Genomic DNA, 18,732 nt, shown 5'->3' on the forward strand with positions numbered 1-18,732 from the left:
AACTACGAGCCCGCGGTGAAGAACGCGGCGAGCCTTGTGTTGATGTTCTCGGCGATCTCGTTGGCGGCACGATCCTCCGCGTCGCGTATCGCGCGGTTGCGGGCGAAGCGTTGATACGAGCCGGGCATGTCGTAGGAGACACGCGAGAACGTGGAACCGCTCATCACAGACTTGCCGGTCGCAACTTCGGTCAGGTTGTATTGGCAGTCGATGCCGTAGTTTTCACTGGTCGGCAGGCCGGTCAGGGCAGAGACGATCAGCGACGATTTGCTCGTGGTGAAGCGGATATCGAGCCGGTGCGTCGGCGGCATGCCGGTCGCCGAGCCGTAGAGCTTGAAGGCGAGGGCGTTGCGGATCTCGACGCCTACGCGAGCCTCGCGCGAGGCGTTCGCCTTCGAGATCGGCGGCAGGTCGACCCCCATGAGCTTTTCACGCAGGCCGGGGGTGCCGTCGGTATGCTCGGCATACATCGGCTGGAAGCAGCCGGCCGTCAGCGCCGCCAGTGTGGCAACCGCCAGCAAGCGGGCTGCGATACGGATCCTAGCCGACAACATTCACGATCCTCTTGGGAACGATGATCACCTTGCGGACGGGCTTGCCGTCCAAGGCCAGTTTTACAGCATCAAGGGCCAAAGCGGCAGCCTCGATTTCCGGATTCTGGGCCGCTGTTGCAACCGTGACCTCACCGCGCTTCTTGCCGTTGACCTGGACCACCAGGGTCACACTGTCTTCAATCAGCAAATCGCGTTCGATTTGCGGCCAATTGGCCTCCGAAACCAGCCCCTTCTCGCCCAGAACCTGCCAGCACTCCTCGGCCAGATGCGGCATCATCGGGGAGAACAGCTGGACCAGGATCTGGCTGGCCTCCCGGATCGCCCAGGCCAAATCTGGAGCCAAGTCAGCCGCGGGCTGGCCGGCGCGCTGCAGCACCTCCGAGAACGTATTGGTGAATTCGCGGATATGGGCGAGGCAGACGTTGAAATGCAGCCGCTCGACGCCTGATGTGACCTTGTCCAGCGCGCCGTGGGCCGCCTTGCGCAGCAAGAGCGCATCGTCGCTGAAGGACGCCGGCCGGGTGGCGGGAGCAGTCTTGCTGACCTCCACGGCATCGTTCACCAGTCGCCACAGCCGCTGTACGAAGCGCGAGGCACCCTGGACGCGCTCATCGCTCCAGATCACGTCGCGGTCGGGCGGGGAGTCCGACAGCATGAACCAGCGGGCAACGTCGGCGCCGTAGGTCGCAATGATGTCGTCGGGATCGACCGTGTTCTTCTTCGACTTCGACATCTTCTCGATCGGGCCGATCTGGACGTCTTCGCCGGTCGATAGCAGCGTCGCGCGGCGGCCATTGCCGCCGACCTCGATCTTCACCTCGGCCGGCTGCACCCAGGTGCCATCGGCCTTCTGGTAGGTCTCGTGCACCACCATACCTTGCGTGAACATGCCGGCGAACGGCTCATCCAGCGCGAGGTGCCCGGTCGCCTTCATGGCGCGAGTGAAGAACCGGCTGTAGAGCAGGTGCAGGATCGCGTGCTCGACACCGCCGATATACTGATCGACCGGCAGCATGCGGTTGGCGACCCCTGGTGTCGTCGGCGCAGTCGCGTTCCAGGGATCGGTGAAGCGCGCAAAATACCAGGACGAATCCACGAAGGTGTCCATGGTGTCGGTCTCACGCTGCGCCTTGCCGCCGCATTTCGGACAGGTCACGTGCTTCCAGGTCGGATGATGGTCGAGCGCGTTGCCCGGCTTGTCGAAGCTGACATCCTCTGGCAGCACCACTGGCAACTGGTCATCCGGCACCGGCACCACGTCGCACTTCGGACAATGGATCACCGGAATCGGGCAGCCCCAATAGCGCTGGCGTGAAATGCCCCAGTCGCGCAGGCGGAAATTGACCTGACGCTCGCCGACCGGCGCGTTGCCGCGCATCTCGCCTTCGAGACGCTTTGCAACCTCGTCCTTGGCCTGCTCGATGGTCATTCCGTCGAGGAAGCGCGAATTGATCATGCGACCGTCACCGTCATAGGCGGTGTCGGTGATGACGAAGGATTTGGGATCCTGGCCCTCGGGACAGACGACCGGCGTATTGCCGAGCGCGTATTTGTTGACGAAGTCGAGGTCGCGCTGGTCATGCGCGGGGCAGCCGAAGATCGCACCCGTGCCGTATTCCATCAGCACGAAGTTGGCGACATAGACCGGCAGCTTCCAGCTCGGATCGAACGGATGCACCGCGCGGATGCCGGTGTCGAAGCCCTGCTTCTCCGCGGTGTCGATGATCGACTGCGCGGTGCCGATTTTCTTGATGTCGGAGATGAACTCCGCAAGAGCAGGGTTCTTGGCCGCGGCCGCCTGCGCCAGCGGATGATCCGCCGAGATCGCCATGAACTTCGCGCCGAACAGCGTGTCGGGGCGCGTGGTGAAAATCTTCAGCTCGCTCTCGCCTTCAGGCGTCGTCGCCTGATCCAGCGCGAAGCGGATCAACAGGCCCTCGGAGCGGCCGATCCAGTTGCGCTGCATCAGCCTGACCTTGTCGGGCCAGCGGTCGAGACTATCCAGCGCCGATAGCAATTCCTGCGAGTACTTCGTGATCTTGAAGACCCACTGGCTCATTTCCCGCTGTTCGACAACGGCGCCCGAGCGCCAGCCGCGACCGTCGATCACCTGCTCGTTGGCGAGCACGGTCATGTCGACCGGATCCCAGTTCAGCTTGCGCTTCTCGCGTTCTGCGAGGCCCGCGGCGAGCATGTCCAGGAACATCTTCTGCTGATGCTTGTAGTAGCTGGGATCGCAGGTCGCGAATTCTCTGGACCAGTCCAGCGACAGCCCGATCGAGCGGAGCTGCTTCTTCATCGCGGCGATGTTGTCGTAGGTCCAGGCCTTGGGCGCGACCTTGCGCTCGATGGCGGCGTTCTCGGCCGGCAGGCCGAAGGCGTCCCAGCCCATCGGATGCAGCACGTTGAAGCCCTTGGCGCGCATGAAGCGGGCCAGCACGTCGCCGAGCGTGTAGTTGCGGACATGGCCGATATGGATGCGCCCCGAGGGGTAGGGGAACATCTCCAGCACATAATATTTCGGCCGCGAATCATCGTTCTTCGAGACGAAGATCGCCTGCTCGTCCCATTGGCGTTGCCAGCGCGGTTCGGCGTCGCGGGCGTTGTAGCGTTCGGAGGTCATGGAATCGTTGCGTTTTCGTGGTTTCGGCGGCCTGAAGAGGCCGGACTAGGCCATAGAAGTCCTCGGGGGGTCAATGGGTTGCCGCCACGGGCGGCCCCTCGCAATACTGCTCCGCAAAAATACGGACAAGGCTATTGGGATCGGATTAAGGGGTCGGTGCGAGGTTGGCGCCAACAATACCTGCGTCAGGCCATGGCCTCAGATTTCGACGATACCGACTACGACTATGCCGCGTCCGTCGCCGGACGGGCGGTGCGGAGCATGGCCGAGCAGCGGATTCCGCCGACACCGACCAATTTTGCGATCTGGTTCCAGTATTACGCCGGCAGTCATAATGACCTGCGCAACGCTATTGATCTCCTGATCGACCACAACCGTCCCTTCGACGTCAGGACCAATCAGGACCTGTTCGAGACCTATATCGCGCCCCAGGTGAGCGCCGTGGTGGTCGAGACGTCCGAGCGGCTGCAGGCCCTGATGGGGGCCGCGAAGGAATTTCTGGCGACCGCGATCGCCGATAACCATTCCCAGATGCAGGCGATCAGCCAGGTTGCCGACCAGGGCAAGGCCGGCGTCGATCCGAAGACGCTGGTTGCCCAGCTCATGAACGAGCTGGCGCGAGCCGCTACCCGCGCGACGCGGCTCGAGGCGGGCTTTGAGGAAAAAACCCGTGAGCTCGATGTTATCAGAGATTCGCTCAGCAAATCCGAGGCGCGCGCCCGGACCGACACGCTGACGGGCCTCGCCAACCGGCGGGCATTGGATGAATTTCTGCGCAAGGCGCAGACAATGGCGGAATGGGGCGAGCCGCTCAGCGTACTCTTGCTCGATGTCGACCACTTCAAGACGTTCAACGACAATTTTGGCCACGGTGTCGGCGACCAGGTGCTGCGCCTGATGGCGAAGGTGTTGGGCGAAAAGGTCCGCCCGCAGGATCTGCCGGCGCGCTACGGCGGCGAGGAACTGATCGCGGTGTTGCCGGATGCCGATCTCGCAGCATGCACCGAGATTGCCGAGCGCATCAGGCGCGCGATCGGTGAGTGCACCATCACGCGCCGTTCGACCGGTGAGGTGTTGCCGAACATCACGGTTTCAATCGGTGTTGCGCAGTATCGTCCTGGCGAAACCACCGCTGATTTGATCGAGCGCTGCGATCGCGCGCTCTATCTCGCCAAGGGCGGGGGCCGCAATCGCGTGGTGACGGAAAACGAGGTCGATCGCGCCGAGGCCGCCGGTTAGCGTTTTCGAGCGAAATGGACTCCGGTCCGCGTCAAGAAAACGCGTCAACACGAATCTAGGCGCTCGCCGCAATCATCATGCCCGCCGGGCCTTTCTCGATCGCTTGCACGCCGTGCTCGACGACATTGTTGCGACCGCGATGCTTGGCGGCATAGAGCGCAGCGTCGGCGGCTTCGATCAGGTCGCCAGGACGCAGGGCCTCGTTCGGCCGCGTCGCGGCGACGCCGATTGAAACGGTGACGACCATGTGGGCCGAGGTGATGTGCGGCAGGCAGAGCTTCAGCACGGCCGCGCGCACCTGTTCGCCGATCTCGACGGCGCGCATCACGTCGGTGTTCGGCAGCAAGAGGCAGAATTCCTCGCCGCCATAGCGCGCGGCAAAGCCCATCGTGTCGGCGGCGATGCCAGACAGCGACTCGCCGAGCAGCGTCAGGCAGGAATCGCCTTCGAGATGGCCGTAAGTGTCGTTGAACAGCTTGAAATGGTCGACGTCGATCATCAGCAGCGCGAGCTCGCTGCCATATTGCTGCGCCCTCATCCATTCGAAGTCGAGCCGGCTCTGGAAGCCGCGGCGGTTGGCGAGCCCCGACAGCATGTCGATCGAGGCCATCACCGTCAGCCGATCGTTGGTCGCGATCAGCTCGCGCTCGCGTTGACTGAGCTGCGCCGCCATCGCGTTGAAGGCGCGCGCCAGCGGCACGAATTCGGAGGGCAGGCTCTTGCGCGCGGCGCGGGCCGACAGGTCGCCCTCGCCGAGTCGCTTGGCCATGTCGGCAAGCATTTCGATCGGCTTGATGACGAGCTTCTCGGCAGCGATCAGCGCGCCGAGCAGCACGAACACCACGACGAAAGCGAGCTGGAGATAGGCGGTGCGGATGTCGCGGCTCACCGCCGCGGACACCTTGTCTTCGTCGATGCTGGCGATCAGGCGGGCATTGGTGCCGGCGATGCGGATGAAGCTGACCGCGCGCTGCGAGCCGTCAGCGGCGAGGAAAGACAGCGAGCCTTCGTCCTGGTCGGAGCGCAATGCCATGTCGGCGATCGCCGACATCAGCGGCATGTCGTCGAGGGGCCGTCCGACCGCGCTGTGCTCGTCGGCGGGCGCGGCCAGCACGGTGCCGGTGCTGTCGACCAGCACGGCGGTGATGCCGACGCGGCCGCCGAGATTGTTCATCACCTTCGACATCCAGTCGAGATTGACCGTTGCGAGCACGACGGCATCGGCGACGCCGCTGAATGCGGAGACCGGATAGACCGCCATGACGGTCGGCGATTGCGCGGGACGCGACAGGATGAAGTCGGACAGCACGAAACGGCCGGATTGCTGCGCTTGCTGGAAATAGGGTCGGTCGGACAGGTCGAGACCGACATACATGTTGTTGGTCGCACACTGGATGCGGCCCTCTTGGCCGGCGATCAGCAGCGTGCGGATCCAAGGCAGGCTCGTCGGCAGGCTCGCGCGCAGCACGTCGCAGCTCTTGCTGACGCCGCCGGCGGAGGCGCGGATGAAGGCTTCCGATTTCAGGATGGTCTCGACCGACGAGATCACCTCACGCTGCGCATCGGCGCTGTGCCGTGCGACGGTGGTGAATTCGGCCGCAGCCTGCGCGATCTGCTTGGTGCGGGTGTCTTCGAGCGAGCGGATCCGCTCGAGCATCAAGGGCGCGACCAGAATCACCGCGAGCAATGCAAGCCGGGCCCTGATGCCGAGGACCTGCTTGAGTTTTGCGCGTTTGCGGTTGAAACTGACGTTTGCCATCTTCGTTACCCACCCCACGGGCAAGGTAAAGCGAAGGGTTCAAAAACCCTTTCTTGAACTTGGTAAAATTGGAACTACCTCCGTTAAGGTCACCGCCCAACCGACATCATGACAGACAGCAACGCCGCGCCGGTAACCGGCGATTCATCAAATGCGCTCGCCACGGTCGAGGCGGAGATTGCGCGCGCCTGCAAGGATGCGCGGCGCGATCGTGCCTCGGTGACGCTGATCGCGGTGTCCAAGACGTTCTCGGCGGACGCAATTATGCCCGTAATCGGCGCCGGACAGCGCGTGTTCGGGGAGAATCGCGTGCAGGAGGCCAAAGGCAAGTGGCCGGCGTTAACGGCTGCTTACCCTGATATCGCGTTGCATCTCATCGGTCCGCTGCAATCCAACAAGGCAAAAGAGGCCGTCGCGCTGTTCGATGCGATCCATTCGGTCGACCGTCCGAGCATTTGCCAGGCGTTAGCCAAAGAAATCGAATCCCAGAACAGACATCCGCAGCTCTTCGTCCAGATCAACACCGGCGAGGAGCCGCAGAAGGCCGGCGTCGCGCCCGGCGAGGCCGACGCATTCCTCGCGAGCTGCCGCGACACCTACGGGCTGACGATATCGGGCCTGATGTGCATCCCGCCGGTGGATGAGCCGCCGGCGGCGCATTTCGCGCTCACCGCCAAGATCGCCGCGCGCAACGGGTTGATCAACCTGTCGATGGGCATGAGCGCGGATTATGCGACCGCCATCATGCTGGGCGCCACCCATGTGCGCGTGGGCAGCGCGATCTTCGGGCATAGGTGATTGCCGCATGCGCTGACCCGTAGCCCGGATGGAGCGAAAGCTCCATCCTTGCCGACGACGGCGGGCCTACACGAACCTCACCGACACCTTCCCCAGCACACCAAAATCTGCCGCAAAATGATCGCCGGCCTGGATCGGCAGCGGCGGATGGCAGGTGCCTGTCGTCACCACCTGCCCTGCCCGCAAGGTGATGCCGAGGCCGCGCAGCTCGTTGGCAAGCCAGGCCAGCGCCTTCAGGGGATCGCCGAGCACGTTCTTGCCGTGGCCGACATAGCGCTCGCCGCGCAGCGTGATGACGGGCCGCTGCTCGACGAGATCGATCGCGCGCCAGTTCGTTGATGCTGCCGGCCCCAGCACGAACAGATGCGCGCAGGCGTTGTCGGCGATCAGCTGCGCCTCGCCGACGCTGGTGAAATCGGAGAAGCGTGAATCCGGAATTTCGATGGCTGGATACAACGTGTCGGCAGCGGCAAGCACTTCGTCGACGCCAAAGGGCGAAGACCGCGGCGCCAGGTCGCGCCCCATGCGGAAGCAGAATTCGGGCTCGCCGACGCGCATCGCGTTGCCCTTCATCGATGCGGTGCCGCCATCGGCGATCACGGTGTCGCTCATGATGCGGCCGGCCAGCGGTCCGGCAACATTGATGTGTTTCTGCCCGGCGTCGCTCGTGGCCGCGATCTTCCAGCCGAACAGTTTTCCGAGCGATTGATTTTCGAGCACCGCCTGCACGGCATAAGCCTCGCTGCGGCTCTGTGGCCGGAACGGCACCTCCAGCGCGTCGAGCTTGCTGCCGTCACGCCAATGTTTGACCAGGGCGAGCGAAGCGGCGTTGATCTGATCCCTGTCGAGCATGTGTCCTCACCCGATGATGATTCTTGTTCTTGGTCCTATCCGCCGCAGCAGATGTAGCATCGCGGCCTTGGTCATGGAGACGCAGCCTGCCGTCGGGCCGAAATTGTCGCGCGCCAGATGCAGGAACACCGCGCTGCCGCGGCCGGCGATGCGTGGGCGCGTGTTGTGATCGATCTCGATGATAAAGTCATAGAGGTGGTCGGCGCGCTTCAGCCGGTCGCCGCCCTCGCCCTGCCCGCGCCGGATCCACTGGTTGTAGTGGCGATCACTGGGATCCTCACACCAGGCGTCGGCATCGGTGATGATGCGCGCCAGCAGAAACGTCCCGGGACGGTTGTGCCGGTCGCCCCGCCACCACAATTGACGGGGCCGAAAGCTGCCCCTGGGGGTGCCGCCATCGCCCTCGCGCTTGTTGGCCAAAATGCCGCCGCGCCCCAGCGCCACCGGAATCGTCAGGTTGCCGGCCGTCAGCCAGCCCCGGCGCGGATTCCCGGCGGCAGGCTTAACGCGGATCGAGGACAGTGGTGCGTTGCCTCGATTCCCGGCGTAACTGGCTGACACGGCTTTGGTTTTCATGTGAAATCGCGATGTCGAATTCATTACAGGACATTCATCAAACCGTCCTGCTATTCTGGGTTAGAGTGCTTCTGGCTTGTGAATCGGTAACAGCCCACTACTTCAACACGAACAACAATAAAAACGGCGACCCCTAGACTTTCCCATCACGGCTGGGTGCGGCATGCATGCGCGCCTCGCCGGACTCCAAAAGGATGATCCCCTATGGCCAATGCCCGCAAGATCCTGATCGTGGATGACGATACCGATCTGCGCGATACGTTGGTGGAGCAATTATCGCTACACGAAGAGTTTGAAGCCTCCGCCGTCGATACCGGCGCCAAAGGCGCCAGCGCCGCAAAGGCCAACGCTCCCGATCTTGTCCTGATGGATGTCGGTCTCCCCGACACCGATGGCCGTGAGGTGGTTCGCTCCCTGCGCAAAGGCGGCTTCAAGGCGCCGATCATCATGCTGACGGGGCACGATACCGATTCCGACACGATTTTGGGCCTGGAATCCGGGGCCAACGACTATGTTGCAAAACCCTTCCGCTTCGCCGTGCTGCTCGCCCGCATCCGCGCCCAGCTCCGCCAGCACGAGGCCAGCGAGGACGCCGTGTTCTCGGTCGGCCCCTACTCCTTCCGTCCCGGCTCCAAGATGCTGACCGCGGCCAATGCCCGCAAGGTCCGCCTCACCGAGAAGGAAACGGCCATCCTGCGCTTCCTCTACCGGGCCGGCCAGATGCCGGTGTCGCGCGAGACCCTGCTCCAGGAGGTCTGGGGCTACAATTCCGGCGTCACCACCCACACGCTGGAAACCCACATCTACCGCCTCCGCCAGAAGATCGAGAAGGATGCCGCCAACCCGGAAATCCTGGTGACGGAAGCCGGTGGCTACAAGCTGGTGCCGTGATACGTTCCAGGAACGCGCGATTCGTCGTAAATTAGCGCGTTCCTCGAGCTTCGGACCGGAATGTCGATCGACGATGACGTAGCGCTGCTTGAGCGTGTCCCGACACTGCGCCTGTTGGGAGACGCCTCGCTGCGCATGCTGGCGATCGGCTCCGAGCAGCGCGATTTCGTCCGCGGCGACATCCTGTTCAATCTTGGTGACGATGCCGACGCCGGCTTCGTGGTCCAGCGCGGCGCCTTTCGCGTCGATGATGGCGCCGGCGCCGAGATGATCGCAGGTCCCGGCACGCTGATCGGCGAGCTCGCCTTGGTCGTGCCGATGAAGCGACCATCCGGTGCGGTGGCGCTGGAGCATTCCTCCGTCATCCGGGTCGCGCGCAGCCTGTTTCAGCGCGTGCTGGAGAGCGATCCCGCCGCCGCGGTTCGCCTGCGCGACGAATTCGCCATCCGCTCCAGCCAGATCGCCAGCGATATCCTGATGGCGGGTGCGAAGCTGAGTACGTAGGCCTTCGTAGCCCGGATGGAGCGCAGCGCAATCCGGGCTACAGGCTTCCCGAGAGGTCACACCTCCAGCGTCACCGTCACGGGCACATGGTCCGACGGCCGCTCCCAACTGCGGGCATCGCGCAAGATCTTGAAATCCTGCACCGCGTCCTTGAGCGCGCGGGAGACCCAGATGTGGTCGAGCCGCCGGCCGCGGTCGCCGACGGTCCAGTCGGCGGAGCGATAGCTCCACCAAGTGTAGACCTTTTCAGACATCGGAATGCGGTCGCGTGCGACATCGACCCATTCGCCGGCGTCCAGCGCGGCCTTCAGCTTCTCGGTTTCGACAGGCGTGTGCGAGACCACTTTCAACAGCTGCTTGTGCGACCACACGTCGTTCTCGTGCGGCGCGACGTTGAGATCGCCGACCAGGATGTGGCGATCCTGCCCGCGCGGATGCAGCGGCTCGCAGGCTTTCATCTCGTCGAGGAAGCGAAGCTTGTGGTCGAACTTTTCGTTGAGCGCGGGATCGGGAATGTCGCCGCCTGCGGGCACGTAGAAATTATGCAGCACCAGCGGCTTCGCGATATTGGCCTTCTCGCCGAACGACACCGAGATATGGCGCGAATCCACCTTGTCGCAGAAGGTGCGGATATCAGTGGATTCGAACGGAATCTTCGAGACGATGGCGACGCCGTGATAGCCCTTCTGCCCGTTCAGCGCGACATGCTCATAGCCGAGCCGCTTGAAGCGCTTCAGCGGAAAGGCGTCGTCAATGCATTTGGTTTCCTGGAGACACAGCACGTCCGGACGCGCGCTCTTGAGAAACTTCGCGACCAGATCGATGCGCAGCCGCACCGAATTGATGTTCCAGGTTGTCAGGGAAAGACGCATGGGAGTTGCGTCTTAGCACGGATTGGTGTGAGCGGCAGTTTGTAGGGTGGATTAGCGAAGCGTAATCCACCGACTTGCCTCTCGCAGAGGCAGAAGCGGTGGGTAACGCCGAGCAGATGCGCTTTGCGCATCTGCGGGTCTAACCCACCTTACCGCACCGTCAGCCCGGCGACGGCACGTTGTAATTGGTGAAATCGATCTTGAACATGTTCGGATCGAGCTTCTTGCTGGCATCGAGATTGTAGACCGCGATCGTGGTGTCGTAGCCCTGCGGGTCCGTGACGGTCCACTGCTTCAGCTGGCCGTCCTTGGCGCCGATCATCAGCAGCAGGCGGCTGGTGCCGACCAGCGCCTGCTTCTCCTCGATCGTCACGCTGATGAAGAGATCGTCCGCGGTGACGTTGACGACGTTGGTGTCCTTCATCAGGTCGATGCGGTCGGACAGCAGGAATCGCAGCGGCGTCTGCGACAGCGGATAGACGTCCTGCGTCGAGAGCTTGCGGTCGCGCACCACGACGGAGGATCCATCGGCGATGATGTCGATCGGGCTCGGCGGATCATATTCGAACCGAACCTTGCCCGGCTTCTGAATGTAGAAATCGCCTTGCGTCTTGCTGCCGTCGGGTCCGACCTGGACGAAATTTCCGACCAGCGTCGACAGCGACGACAGATAGGCACTGACCTTGGCAGCCTCCGCCTTCTGCTTGTCGTCGAAGGTCTGGAAGATGCTGCTGGGCACGTTGCGGCGCGGATCGGGAATGACCGGATTCGGCGGCGCCTGTGTTGCGCCCGTGATCGACGGTCCGCCTGAGGGCTGGGCATTGTCGCGGCCCTTCGGTGCCGGCTTCGGCACGGGCACGTTCTGTGCAAACGATGCTGCGGTCACCATCACGGCGGTGACGAGAAGCACGCCCGCCACGCGCGCGCTACGCGCGGCGAGAGAGGCTGCGAATCCAAGGTCCGGATGTCTGGTCAACGCGTCGTCCTAACGTGGCTGGGCGCCTTTTAGCGTGATTTCGGGCAAAAGCGGAGATCGAATTTGCGTGAAAATGGCGTTCCGAGGCGGGTCAGCGGTTCTTGCCTCACATATGACTGTCTTCTTCCTCGACCAGAATCTCGCGCTTGCCGGCGTGATTGGCCGGGCCGACAATGCCTTCCAGTTCCATGCGCTCCATCAGCGATGCGGCACGGTTGTAGCCGATCTGCAGACGGCGCTGGATGTAGCTGGTCGAGGCCTTGCGGTCGCGCTTGACGATCGCGACGGCCTGCTGGAACAGATCGCCGCCACCATCCGCACCCATTCCGCTGGCATCGAACACGGCGCCGCCATCTTCGTCCTCGGTCGGCTCTTCGGCCGTGACCGCTTCCAGATATTCCGGCTGGCCCTGCGTCTTGAGATGGCGCACCACCTTCTCAACTTCCTCGTCCGAGGCAAACGGGCCGTGCACGCGGCTGATGCGGCCGCCGCCGGCCATGTAGAGCATGTCGCCCTGGCCGAGCAGTTGCTCGGCGCCCATCTCGCCGAGGATGGTGCGGCTGTCGATCTTCGAGGTGACCTGGAAGGCGATGCGGGTCGGGAAGTTCGCCTTGATGGTGCCGGTGATGACGTCCACCGATGGACGCTGTGTCGCGAGGATCACATGCAGACCGGCGGCGCGCGCCATCTGCGCGAGGCGCTGCACCGCGCCTTCGATGTCCTTGCCGGCGACCATCATCAGGTCCGCCATTTCGTCGACGATGATGACGATATAGGGCAGCGGATCGAGCGAGAGCTTCTCTTCCTCGTAGATCGCCTTGCCGGTTTCCTTGTCGAAGCCGGTGTGGACCGTCCGCGTCGGCTCTTCGCCCTTGGCCTTCAGCTCGAGCAGGCGCGTGTTGTAGCCGTCGATGTTGCGCACACCGAGCTTGGCCATGTTCTTGTAGCGCTCCTCCATCTCGCGCACGGCCCATTTCAGCGCGACCACCGCCTTCTTCGGATCGGTCACGACAGGCGTGAGCAGATGGGGGATGCCGTCATAGACGGAGAGCTCGAGCATCTTCGGATCGACCATGATCAGCCGGCACTGGTCCGGGCGCAGCCGATAGACCAGGCTGAGGATCATGGTGTTGATCGCGACCGATTTGCCCGAGCCGGTAGTACCGGCGATCAGCATGTGCGGCGTGCGGGCGAGATCGATGATAACAGGATCGCCACCGATGGTCTTGCCGAGGCAGAGCGGCAGCTTCGCGACCGTGTCGGTGGCTTCCTTCGCCACCAGCAATTCGCGCAGATAGACCTTCTCGCGGTGTGCGTTCGGCAGCTCGATGCCGATGGCGTTGCGGCCGGGCACGACGGCGACGCGCGCCGACAGCGCGCTCATCGAGCGGGCGATGTCGTCGGCAAGACCGATCACGCGGGATGATTTGATGCCCGGTGCCGGCTCCAGCTCGTACAGCGTGACGACGGGACCCGGATTGGCCTTCACGATCTCGCCGCGGACCCCGAAGTCCTGCAGCACACCTTCGAGCGCGCGCGAATTGGTCTCGAGCTCGGCCTTGCTGAGCGGCTGGCGGTCGCCGGCCTTCGGCGCGGCCAGCATGGAGACGGAGGGAAGATCGAACTTGTCGGAACCCTTCTTGGGCGCCGCTTTCGGCGCAGCCTTCTTGCGCGACGCGCGCGCGGGCGCCTCTTCCTCTTCTTCTTCCTCTTCTTCCTCGACCTCTTCCTCGTCGTGCTCGTCCTCGTAGTCCTCGTCTTCAGACTGCGGCGAGATCGAGGGCGCGGCGCGGCGGCCGCCGAGATTGGGCTCCTGCCGGCTGAACGAAACGGCCTTGGCCTTCGGGCCGCTCGAGACCAGCGAGCGATAGGCCGCCCCGCACAGCCAGATCAGCCGTGCCTTGGTGCTCATCAGCGCGTGGAACAGCCAGCCCAGCGACACCGAGCCGCGATCGCTGTCCTCGTCGTCATCGAGCGGCTTGTCATCGTCCTCGATCCCCGCGTGCTCTTCGTCATGCGCGCGGGCACCGAGGCCGCACGCAATCAGGAAAGTCGCGGCCAGTGCCACGAACAGGATGGCGCCGAGCACGATGCGATAGATTGCGCCGGGCGGCCCGAAGATCACCGCGGGCGCACGCACCAGCGCATCGCCGACAACGCCGCCGAGCCCGGTCGGCAGCGGCCACGCGCCGCCATGCGGCCAGCAACTGACGAAGCCGGCAGCGATCACCGTGCAGAGAATCCAGCAGCCGAGGCGAAGCGCCTCGCGATCGAACGGGCGATGGGTCATCATGCGCCAGCCCCACACCGCAACCGTCAGGATCAGCATGATCGCGCCGAGGCCGAGGATCTGCATGGCAAGGTCGGCGCCGATGGCGCCGGCATAACCGAGGACATTGTGGATCGGCCGCGAGGTCGCGTGGCTGAGGCTCGGGTCCTGCACCGACCAGGTCATCAGCGCGGCGGCCGCGACGCCCGAGAGCGTGACGAGTCCAAAGCCGGTCAGCTCGCGCACGCGCCGGCTCAGCGCCTCGCGGATCGATGGCGGCAGATGGCCGACCAGGGGAATGACGCGTTCGATTGTCGACATGCTCATGGGCACCGCCTAACCCAGAGTTTCGACCAGCCGGTGCAGCGCCTGCGCCGTGGTCTCACTATCCTGCACCAGCGCCAGGCGGATGTAGCCGGCACCGGGATTGAAGCCATCGGGCTGAAGCCGCGCCAGATACGAGCCGGGCACCACGCGCACGCCGGCTTCCTTGAAGAGCTTGAGGGTCACGGCAACGTCGTCGCCGATCTCCGATGTGTCGAGCCAGACGCAGAAGCCGGCGTCGGGCCGGCGATAGCCGTAACGGTTGCCGATGATCTGGTCGGCGAGATCGAACTTGATCCGGTAGAGCCTGCGGTTCTCCTCGACATGCGCCTCGTCGCCGTAGGCAACGGTCGCGACATGCTGGAGCGGCACCGGCACCTGGGGCGCTGCAATGTTGCGCAGCTCCAGGAACTTGCCGATGAAGGTCTTGTCGCCGGCGGCAAATCCCACACGCAGGCCCGGCAGGTTCGAGCGCTTCGACAGCGACTGGAACGCGGCCACGCGGGTGAAATCGGCGCCTGCACATTCGAGTGCGCTGCCCGGTGCCTCGCGGGTGTAGATCTCCGAATAGCACTCGTCACTGAGGATCATGAAGTTGTGGCGATCGGCGAGGCTTTTCAGGCGGGTGAAGTAATCGCGCGAAGCGACCGAGCCCTGCGGATTGGCGGGCGAGGCCAGGTAGAACGCCACGGTGCGCGCCAGCGTCGCCTCGTCGATGGCATCGAGATCGGGCAGGAAGCCGTTTTCGACCGTGGTCGGCAGATAGACCGGCTCGCAGGCCGCGGCGCCGGCTCCGGCGCCATAGACCGGATAGAACGGGTTCGGCATCAGGATGGCGGGCTTGCCGGGCTTCGGCCCGACATAGCGCGCGGCTGCGATCGCGGCGAGGAACAGCCCCTCGCGGCTGCCATTGAGCACGAGAATCTCGCTTCGGGGGTCGAGCGCGCGCGGCAGCTTGAAACGCGACGAGAGCCAGGCGCTCGCAGCGTTGCGGAACGGCTCGGTGCCCTGGTTCATCGGGTAACGGCCGAAATCGGCGATGTGCTTGGCCAGCACCGGGCCGACGAAATCAGGCACGGGATGCTGTGGTTCGCCGACAGCCAGCGAAATCAAGGGCTTGCCGGGTTGATGCGGCGCCAGCAGCTCGTTGAGCCGGACGAAGGGCGAGCGTTGGTTGTCGGAGCTTCCACTGGCCTGCGGCGCACGGGGTGAAGCGGTCATGACCATTCTGGGCGCCAGTACTCTTCAGACGGCCGGTCGCGCGCTGCACGCCGGCGGGAAAGCGGTTCAGTTCACCATAGATAGGGCGAGGTTAAGACGCGATTAACCATCGGCCGGCCGGTCCGTCCAGAGCCGGAAAAATGAGGCCGGATAACAACGGGATGGGGCGGATGAGGGCGCTCTCCCCTTCAGAAATTCCTCGGGGGAGTTTCGTACCCCGGGCGGGCCTTCCCCATCGGGGCCAAAAAGAAAGGGGCTCCAACTTGCGCTGGAGCCCCTCAACGGTCGGGGCATTGCCGGGTATGTGCCCAAACCGTAGCAGTAGCCGCGATCTCCAGAGGAGATCGCGGCCGGGAGGAGAGGTTACATGTTGTAGGCGCGCTCGCCGTGGTCGGTGATGTCGAGGCCTTCGCGCTCCGCTTCGACGGAAGGACGCAGGCCCACGACCACGTCGACGACCTTGTAGAGGATCGCAGATCCGACACCCGACCACACCAGCGTGGCCAGCACGGCCTTGCCCTGCGCGATCATCTGGGTGACGAGGTCGTAGGTACCGGCATTGTTGCCCGTGATGTTGGTGTAGTCGGTGATGCCGACACCACCCAGCGCGGGGTTGACCAGGATGCCGGTGCCCAGCGCACCGATGATGCCGCCGACGCAGTGGACACCGAAGACGTCCAGCGCGTCGTCGTAGCCGAAGGCATTCTTCACGGTGGAGACGAAGAACAGGCAGACCGGCGAAACCACGAGGCCTAGCACCAGAGCGCCGACGGGACCGGCGTAACCGGACGCCGGAGTTACCGCCACGAGGCCCGCGACTGCACCGGAGCAGATGCCGAGCAGCGAGGGCTTGCCCTTGACGATCCATTCGCAGAGGAGCCAGGACAGCGCCGCGCCGGCGGTCGCAACCATGGTGTTGACGAAGGCGAGCGCTGTGGTGCCGTTGGCCTCGAGGTTCGAGCCGGCGTTGAAGCCGAACCAGCCGACCCAGAGCAGCGAGGCGCCGATCATGGTCATGGTCAGCGAATGAGGAGGCATGAGCTCCTTGCCGTAGCCGACGCGCTTGCCGATGATCAGCGCGCCGACGAGGCCCGCGATACCGGCATTGATGTGCACGACGGTGCCGCCCGCGAAGTCGAGCGCGCCCGCGCCGGCGAGCCAGCCGACAGCGCCGGTGACCTCGTCGAGCTTGGCCTGCGCGGCGGTCTTCGCTGCCGCGTCGGTGGCCGCAGCCAGCGCCTTCGCGGCGTTGGCGACGTCATCGGGAGCGGCCACGTACCAGACCCAGTGAGCGATCGGGTAGTAGATCAAGGTCGACCACAGCAGGATGAACAGCATCACCGCCGAGAACTTGATGCGCTCGGCAAAGGCGCCGACGATCAGTGCGGGCGTGATCATGGCGAAGGTCATCTGGAACACGAAATAGGCGAGTTCCGGAATCACCACGCCGTTGGAGAAGGTCGCCGACGTCGTGGTGGCATCGACCCCGTGCATGAAGGCCTTGCTGAAGCCGCCGACCCATGGGGTCATGCTGCCGCCGTCAGAGAAGGCCATCGAGTAGCCGTAGAGTGTCCAGGTCACGCCGATCATCGAGACGATCGCGAACACCTGGGTCAGCACGGAGGCCATGTTCTTGGTGCGGACCAGACCGCCATAGAACAGTGCGAGGCCGGGGATCGACATCATCAGAACGAGCGCGCTGGAGGTGAGCATCCAGGCGACGTCGCCTTTGTTGGGAACGGGCGCTGCGGCTGCAGCGGGTGCTGCATCCTTTGCAGCATCGGCCGCGGGCGCCGCGCTTTGCGCCAGCGCCGGATCGACGAGCGCAATGGCACAAAGCCCTGCGAGAATTGCGAGGGCCGCCAATCCCGCGCCATGGGGACGCTTGAACGTCATTTCATTTACTCCTGATTGAATTTTGGTTGAGCGCGAAATCAAAGGGCCGCGGCGTCGGCCTCGCCGGTGCGGATGCGGACCGCATGGTCGAGGTTGATGACGAAGATCTTGCCGTCGCCGATCTGTCCGGTTTTCGCAGCCGACGTGATGGCGTCGATGGTCTTGTCGACCTGCTCCGAGGCGACAGCGACTTCGATCTTGATCTTGGGCAGGAAGCTCACGGCATATTCGGCGCCGCGATAGATTTCCGTGTGGCCTTTCTGACGGCCATATCCTTTGACTTCCGTCACCGTGAGACCGTGAACGCCAATGGCGGTCAGGGCGTCACGGACTTCTTCCAGCTTGAATGGCTTGATAATCGCCATAACAATTTTCATGGGTCCTATCCCCGCTTGGGCCCGGTCCGGACGTGGCCGGGCGTTTCTCGACTGGTTCGCCACGAGGGAGAAGTTTCACTACGCGGGCACAGCCACGCCCCGTAGAATCAAATGCCGTGCCAGATCGGGCGACTTGCCTAACGGGCTATGAAAGCGGGTGTTTTCGCGCTCAGCTTGTACCGCGCTGCACTGCGCTAATACGTCGCGCTCAAAACGTGGTCACGGCTGATCAAAATGCAGGCACGACAGGCTGTCGACACAATGCTGCTCATGTGTCGGGCAGCAGAAAGGTATTTTGTTACAGGCATCGCCCGCCGAAGGCTGCAGAAGAGAGAGCGCGAGCTTCGGCTGCTTACAGGATGGTCGCAACCGGTCAGGCCAATCAGGCCGGGGCGCGTTCCGTGAACACCCGGTCGACCAGGCCCCATTCAACCCCCTGCTGCGCGGTCATGAAGTGGTCGCGGTCCAGGGTCCGTTCGACCTCCGCCTCCGTGCGACGGCAATGCTGCGCATAGAGGCGGATGATGCGCCGCTTGGTTTCCTGCATCTCGTTGGCGTGGATCAGGATGTCGGAGGCCTGGCCCTGAAAGCCGCCGAGCGGCTGGTGCACGTGAAGGCTGGCATTGGGCAGGGCGGCGCGGTGGCCGGGCTCGCCGGCCATCAGCAGGAACGAGCCCATCGAGCGCGCCGTGCCCATGCACAGCGTGTGCACCGGCGCCTTGATGAACTGCATGGTGTCGTACATCGCAAGGCCTGACGTGACCACGCCGCCATAGGAGTTGATGTAGAGATTGATCGGCCGGTTCGGATTCTCCGCTTCCAGGAACAGGAGCTGCGCGCAGACGAGGCCCGACATCGCGTCATTGACCTCGCCATTGAGGAAGATGATGCGCTCGCGCAAGAGGCGCGAATAGATGTCGAAGGATCGCTCGCCGCGAGCGGATTGTTCGACGACCATAGGGACGAGCTGAAGCATGTCGCGCATCGGCGACCTCCATGTC

At 64.0% G+C, this 18,732-nt stretch carries 16 protein-coding genes; 4 read left to right on the plus strand and 12 right to left on the minus strand.

Annotated elements, in window-relative coordinates:
* Positions 1-2: 2 nt before the first annotated feature.
* Both XH91_RS01315 and leuS read right to left on the minus strand, forming a co-directional pair.
* A complete protein-coding gene (locus XH91_RS01315) occupies positions 3-554 on the minus strand; it encodes an LPS assembly lipoprotein LptE (protein WP_128948918.1) in 552 nt (183 codons plus the stop codon).
* Entirely contained in the window at positions 541-3,177 is a 2,637-nt protein-coding gene (leuS, locus tag XH91_RS01320; protein ID WP_128948919.1) for a leucine--tRNA ligase, read from the minus strand. Before leuS ends, XH91_RS01315 begins: the two co-directional genes overlap by 14 nt.
* Positions 3,178-3,438: 261 nt before the next feature.
* Between leuS and XH91_RS01325 the strand changes: the two genes are divergently transcribed.
* Complete coding sequence (locus tag XH91_RS01325) at positions 3,439-4,416, plus strand: GGDEF domain-containing protein (RefSeq protein WP_128954674.1); 978 nt, start codon at positions 3,439-3,441, stop codon at positions 4,414-4,416.
* A 55-nt stretch (positions 4,417-4,471) separates the two neighbouring features.
* Here the strand turns inward: XH91_RS01325 and XH91_RS01330 are convergent, their stop codons facing one another.
* Positions 4,472-6,175: a diguanylate cyclase domain-containing protein gene (locus tag XH91_RS01330; RefSeq protein WP_164933949.1), complete on the minus strand. Its 1,704-nt coding sequence runs from the start codon at positions 6,173-6,175 to the stop codon at positions 4,472-4,474.
* 108 nt (positions 6,176-6,283) lie between these two features.
* Between XH91_RS01330 and XH91_RS01335 the strand changes: the two genes are divergently transcribed.
* The gene (locus XH91_RS01335) at positions 6,284-6,973 is read left to right on the plus strand and encodes a YggS family pyridoxal phosphate-dependent enzyme (protein WP_128948921.1); all 690 of its coding nucleotides are present in this window, start codon (positions 6,284-6,286) and stop codon (positions 6,971-6,973) included.
* Positions 6,974-7,039: 66 nt separating this feature from the next.
* Here the strand turns inward: XH91_RS01335 and XH91_RS01340 are convergent, their stop codons facing one another.
* Both XH91_RS01340 and XH91_RS01345 read right to left on the minus strand, forming a co-directional pair.
* The gene (locus XH91_RS01340) at positions 7,040-7,825 is read right to left on the minus strand and encodes a 2-keto-4-pentenoate hydratase (protein ID WP_128948922.1); all 786 of its coding nucleotides are present in this window, start codon (positions 7,823-7,825) and stop codon (positions 7,040-7,042) included.
* Positions 7,826-7,831: 6 nt separating this feature from the next.
* The gene (locus XH91_RS01345; protein ID WP_164933950.1) at positions 7,832-8,401 is read right to left on the minus strand and encodes a L,D-transpeptidase family protein; all 570 of its coding nucleotides are present in this window, start codon (positions 8,399-8,401) and stop codon (positions 7,832-7,834) included.
* Positions 8,402-8,605: 204 nt separating this feature from the next.
* Here XH91_RS01345 and XH91_RS01350 point away from each other — a divergent pair, with 204 nt between their 5' ends.
* Both XH91_RS01350 and XH91_RS01355 read left to right on the plus strand, forming a co-directional pair.
* The gene (locus tag XH91_RS01350; RefSeq protein ID WP_007598630.1) at positions 8,606-9,292 is read left to right on the plus strand and encodes a response regulator transcription factor; all 687 of its coding nucleotides are present in this window, start codon (positions 8,606-8,608) and stop codon (positions 9,290-9,292) included.
* 60 nt (positions 9,293-9,352) lie between these two features.
* Positions 9,353-9,796 (plus strand): cyclic nucleotide-binding domain-containing protein, encoded by a 444-nt coding sequence (locus XH91_RS01355; protein ID WP_128948924.1) that lies wholly within the window; start codon positions 9,353-9,355, stop codon positions 9,794-9,796.
* Between the two features lie 56 nt (positions 9,797-9,852).
* Here XH91_RS01355 and xth read toward each other — a convergent pair whose 3' ends face one another.
* The 7 genes from xth to XH91_RS01390 form a co-directional block, all read right to left on the minus strand.
* Positions 9,853-10,668, minus strand: coding sequence for an exodeoxyribonuclease III (xth, locus tag XH91_RS01360; protein ID WP_128948925.1), 816 nt, complete (start codon positions 10,666-10,668; stop codon positions 9,853-9,855).
* 160 nt (positions 10,669-10,828) lie between these two features.
* On the minus strand, positions 10,829-11,587 hold the full coding sequence (locus tag XH91_RS01365) for an outer membrane lipoprotein carrier protein LolA (protein WP_128954675.1): 759 nt from the start codon (positions 11,585-11,587) through the stop codon (positions 10,829-10,831).
* A 163-nt stretch (positions 11,588-11,750) separates the two neighbouring features.
* Positions 11,751-14,240: a DNA translocase FtsK gene (locus tag XH91_RS01370; protein WP_128948926.1), complete on the minus strand. Its 2,490-nt coding sequence runs from the start codon at positions 14,238-14,240 to the stop codon at positions 11,751-11,753.
* Positions 14,241-14,249: 9 nt separating this feature from the next.
* Positions 14,250-15,464, minus strand: a complete 1,215-nt coding sequence (locus XH91_RS01375; protein ID WP_128948927.1) for an aminotransferase class I/II-fold pyridoxal phosphate-dependent enzyme — start codon at positions 15,462-15,464, stop codon at positions 14,250-14,252.
* 357 nt (positions 15,465-15,821) lie between these two features.
* On the minus strand, positions 15,822-17,354 hold the full coding sequence (locus XH91_RS01380) for an ammonium transporter (protein WP_128948928.1): 1,533 nt from the start codon (positions 17,352-17,354) through the stop codon (positions 15,822-15,824).
* A gap of 38 nt (positions 17,355-17,392) precedes the next feature.
* Entirely contained in the window at positions 17,393-17,731 is a 339-nt protein-coding gene (locus tag XH91_RS01385; protein WP_027535364.1) for a P-II family nitrogen regulator, read from the minus strand.
* A 382-nt stretch (positions 17,732-18,113) separates the two neighbouring features.
* Positions 18,114-18,716: an ATP-dependent Clp protease proteolytic subunit gene (locus XH91_RS01390; protein ID WP_128948929.1), complete on the minus strand. Its 603-nt coding sequence runs from the start codon at positions 18,714-18,716 to the stop codon at positions 18,114-18,116.
* Between the last annotated feature and the right edge of the window lie 16 nt (positions 18,717-18,732).

It is taken from the genome of Bradyrhizobium guangzhouense (assembly GCF_004114955.1).
Classification (GTDB): domain Bacteria; phylum Pseudomonadota; class Alphaproteobacteria; order Rhizobiales; family Xanthobacteraceae; genus Bradyrhizobium; species Bradyrhizobium guangzhouense.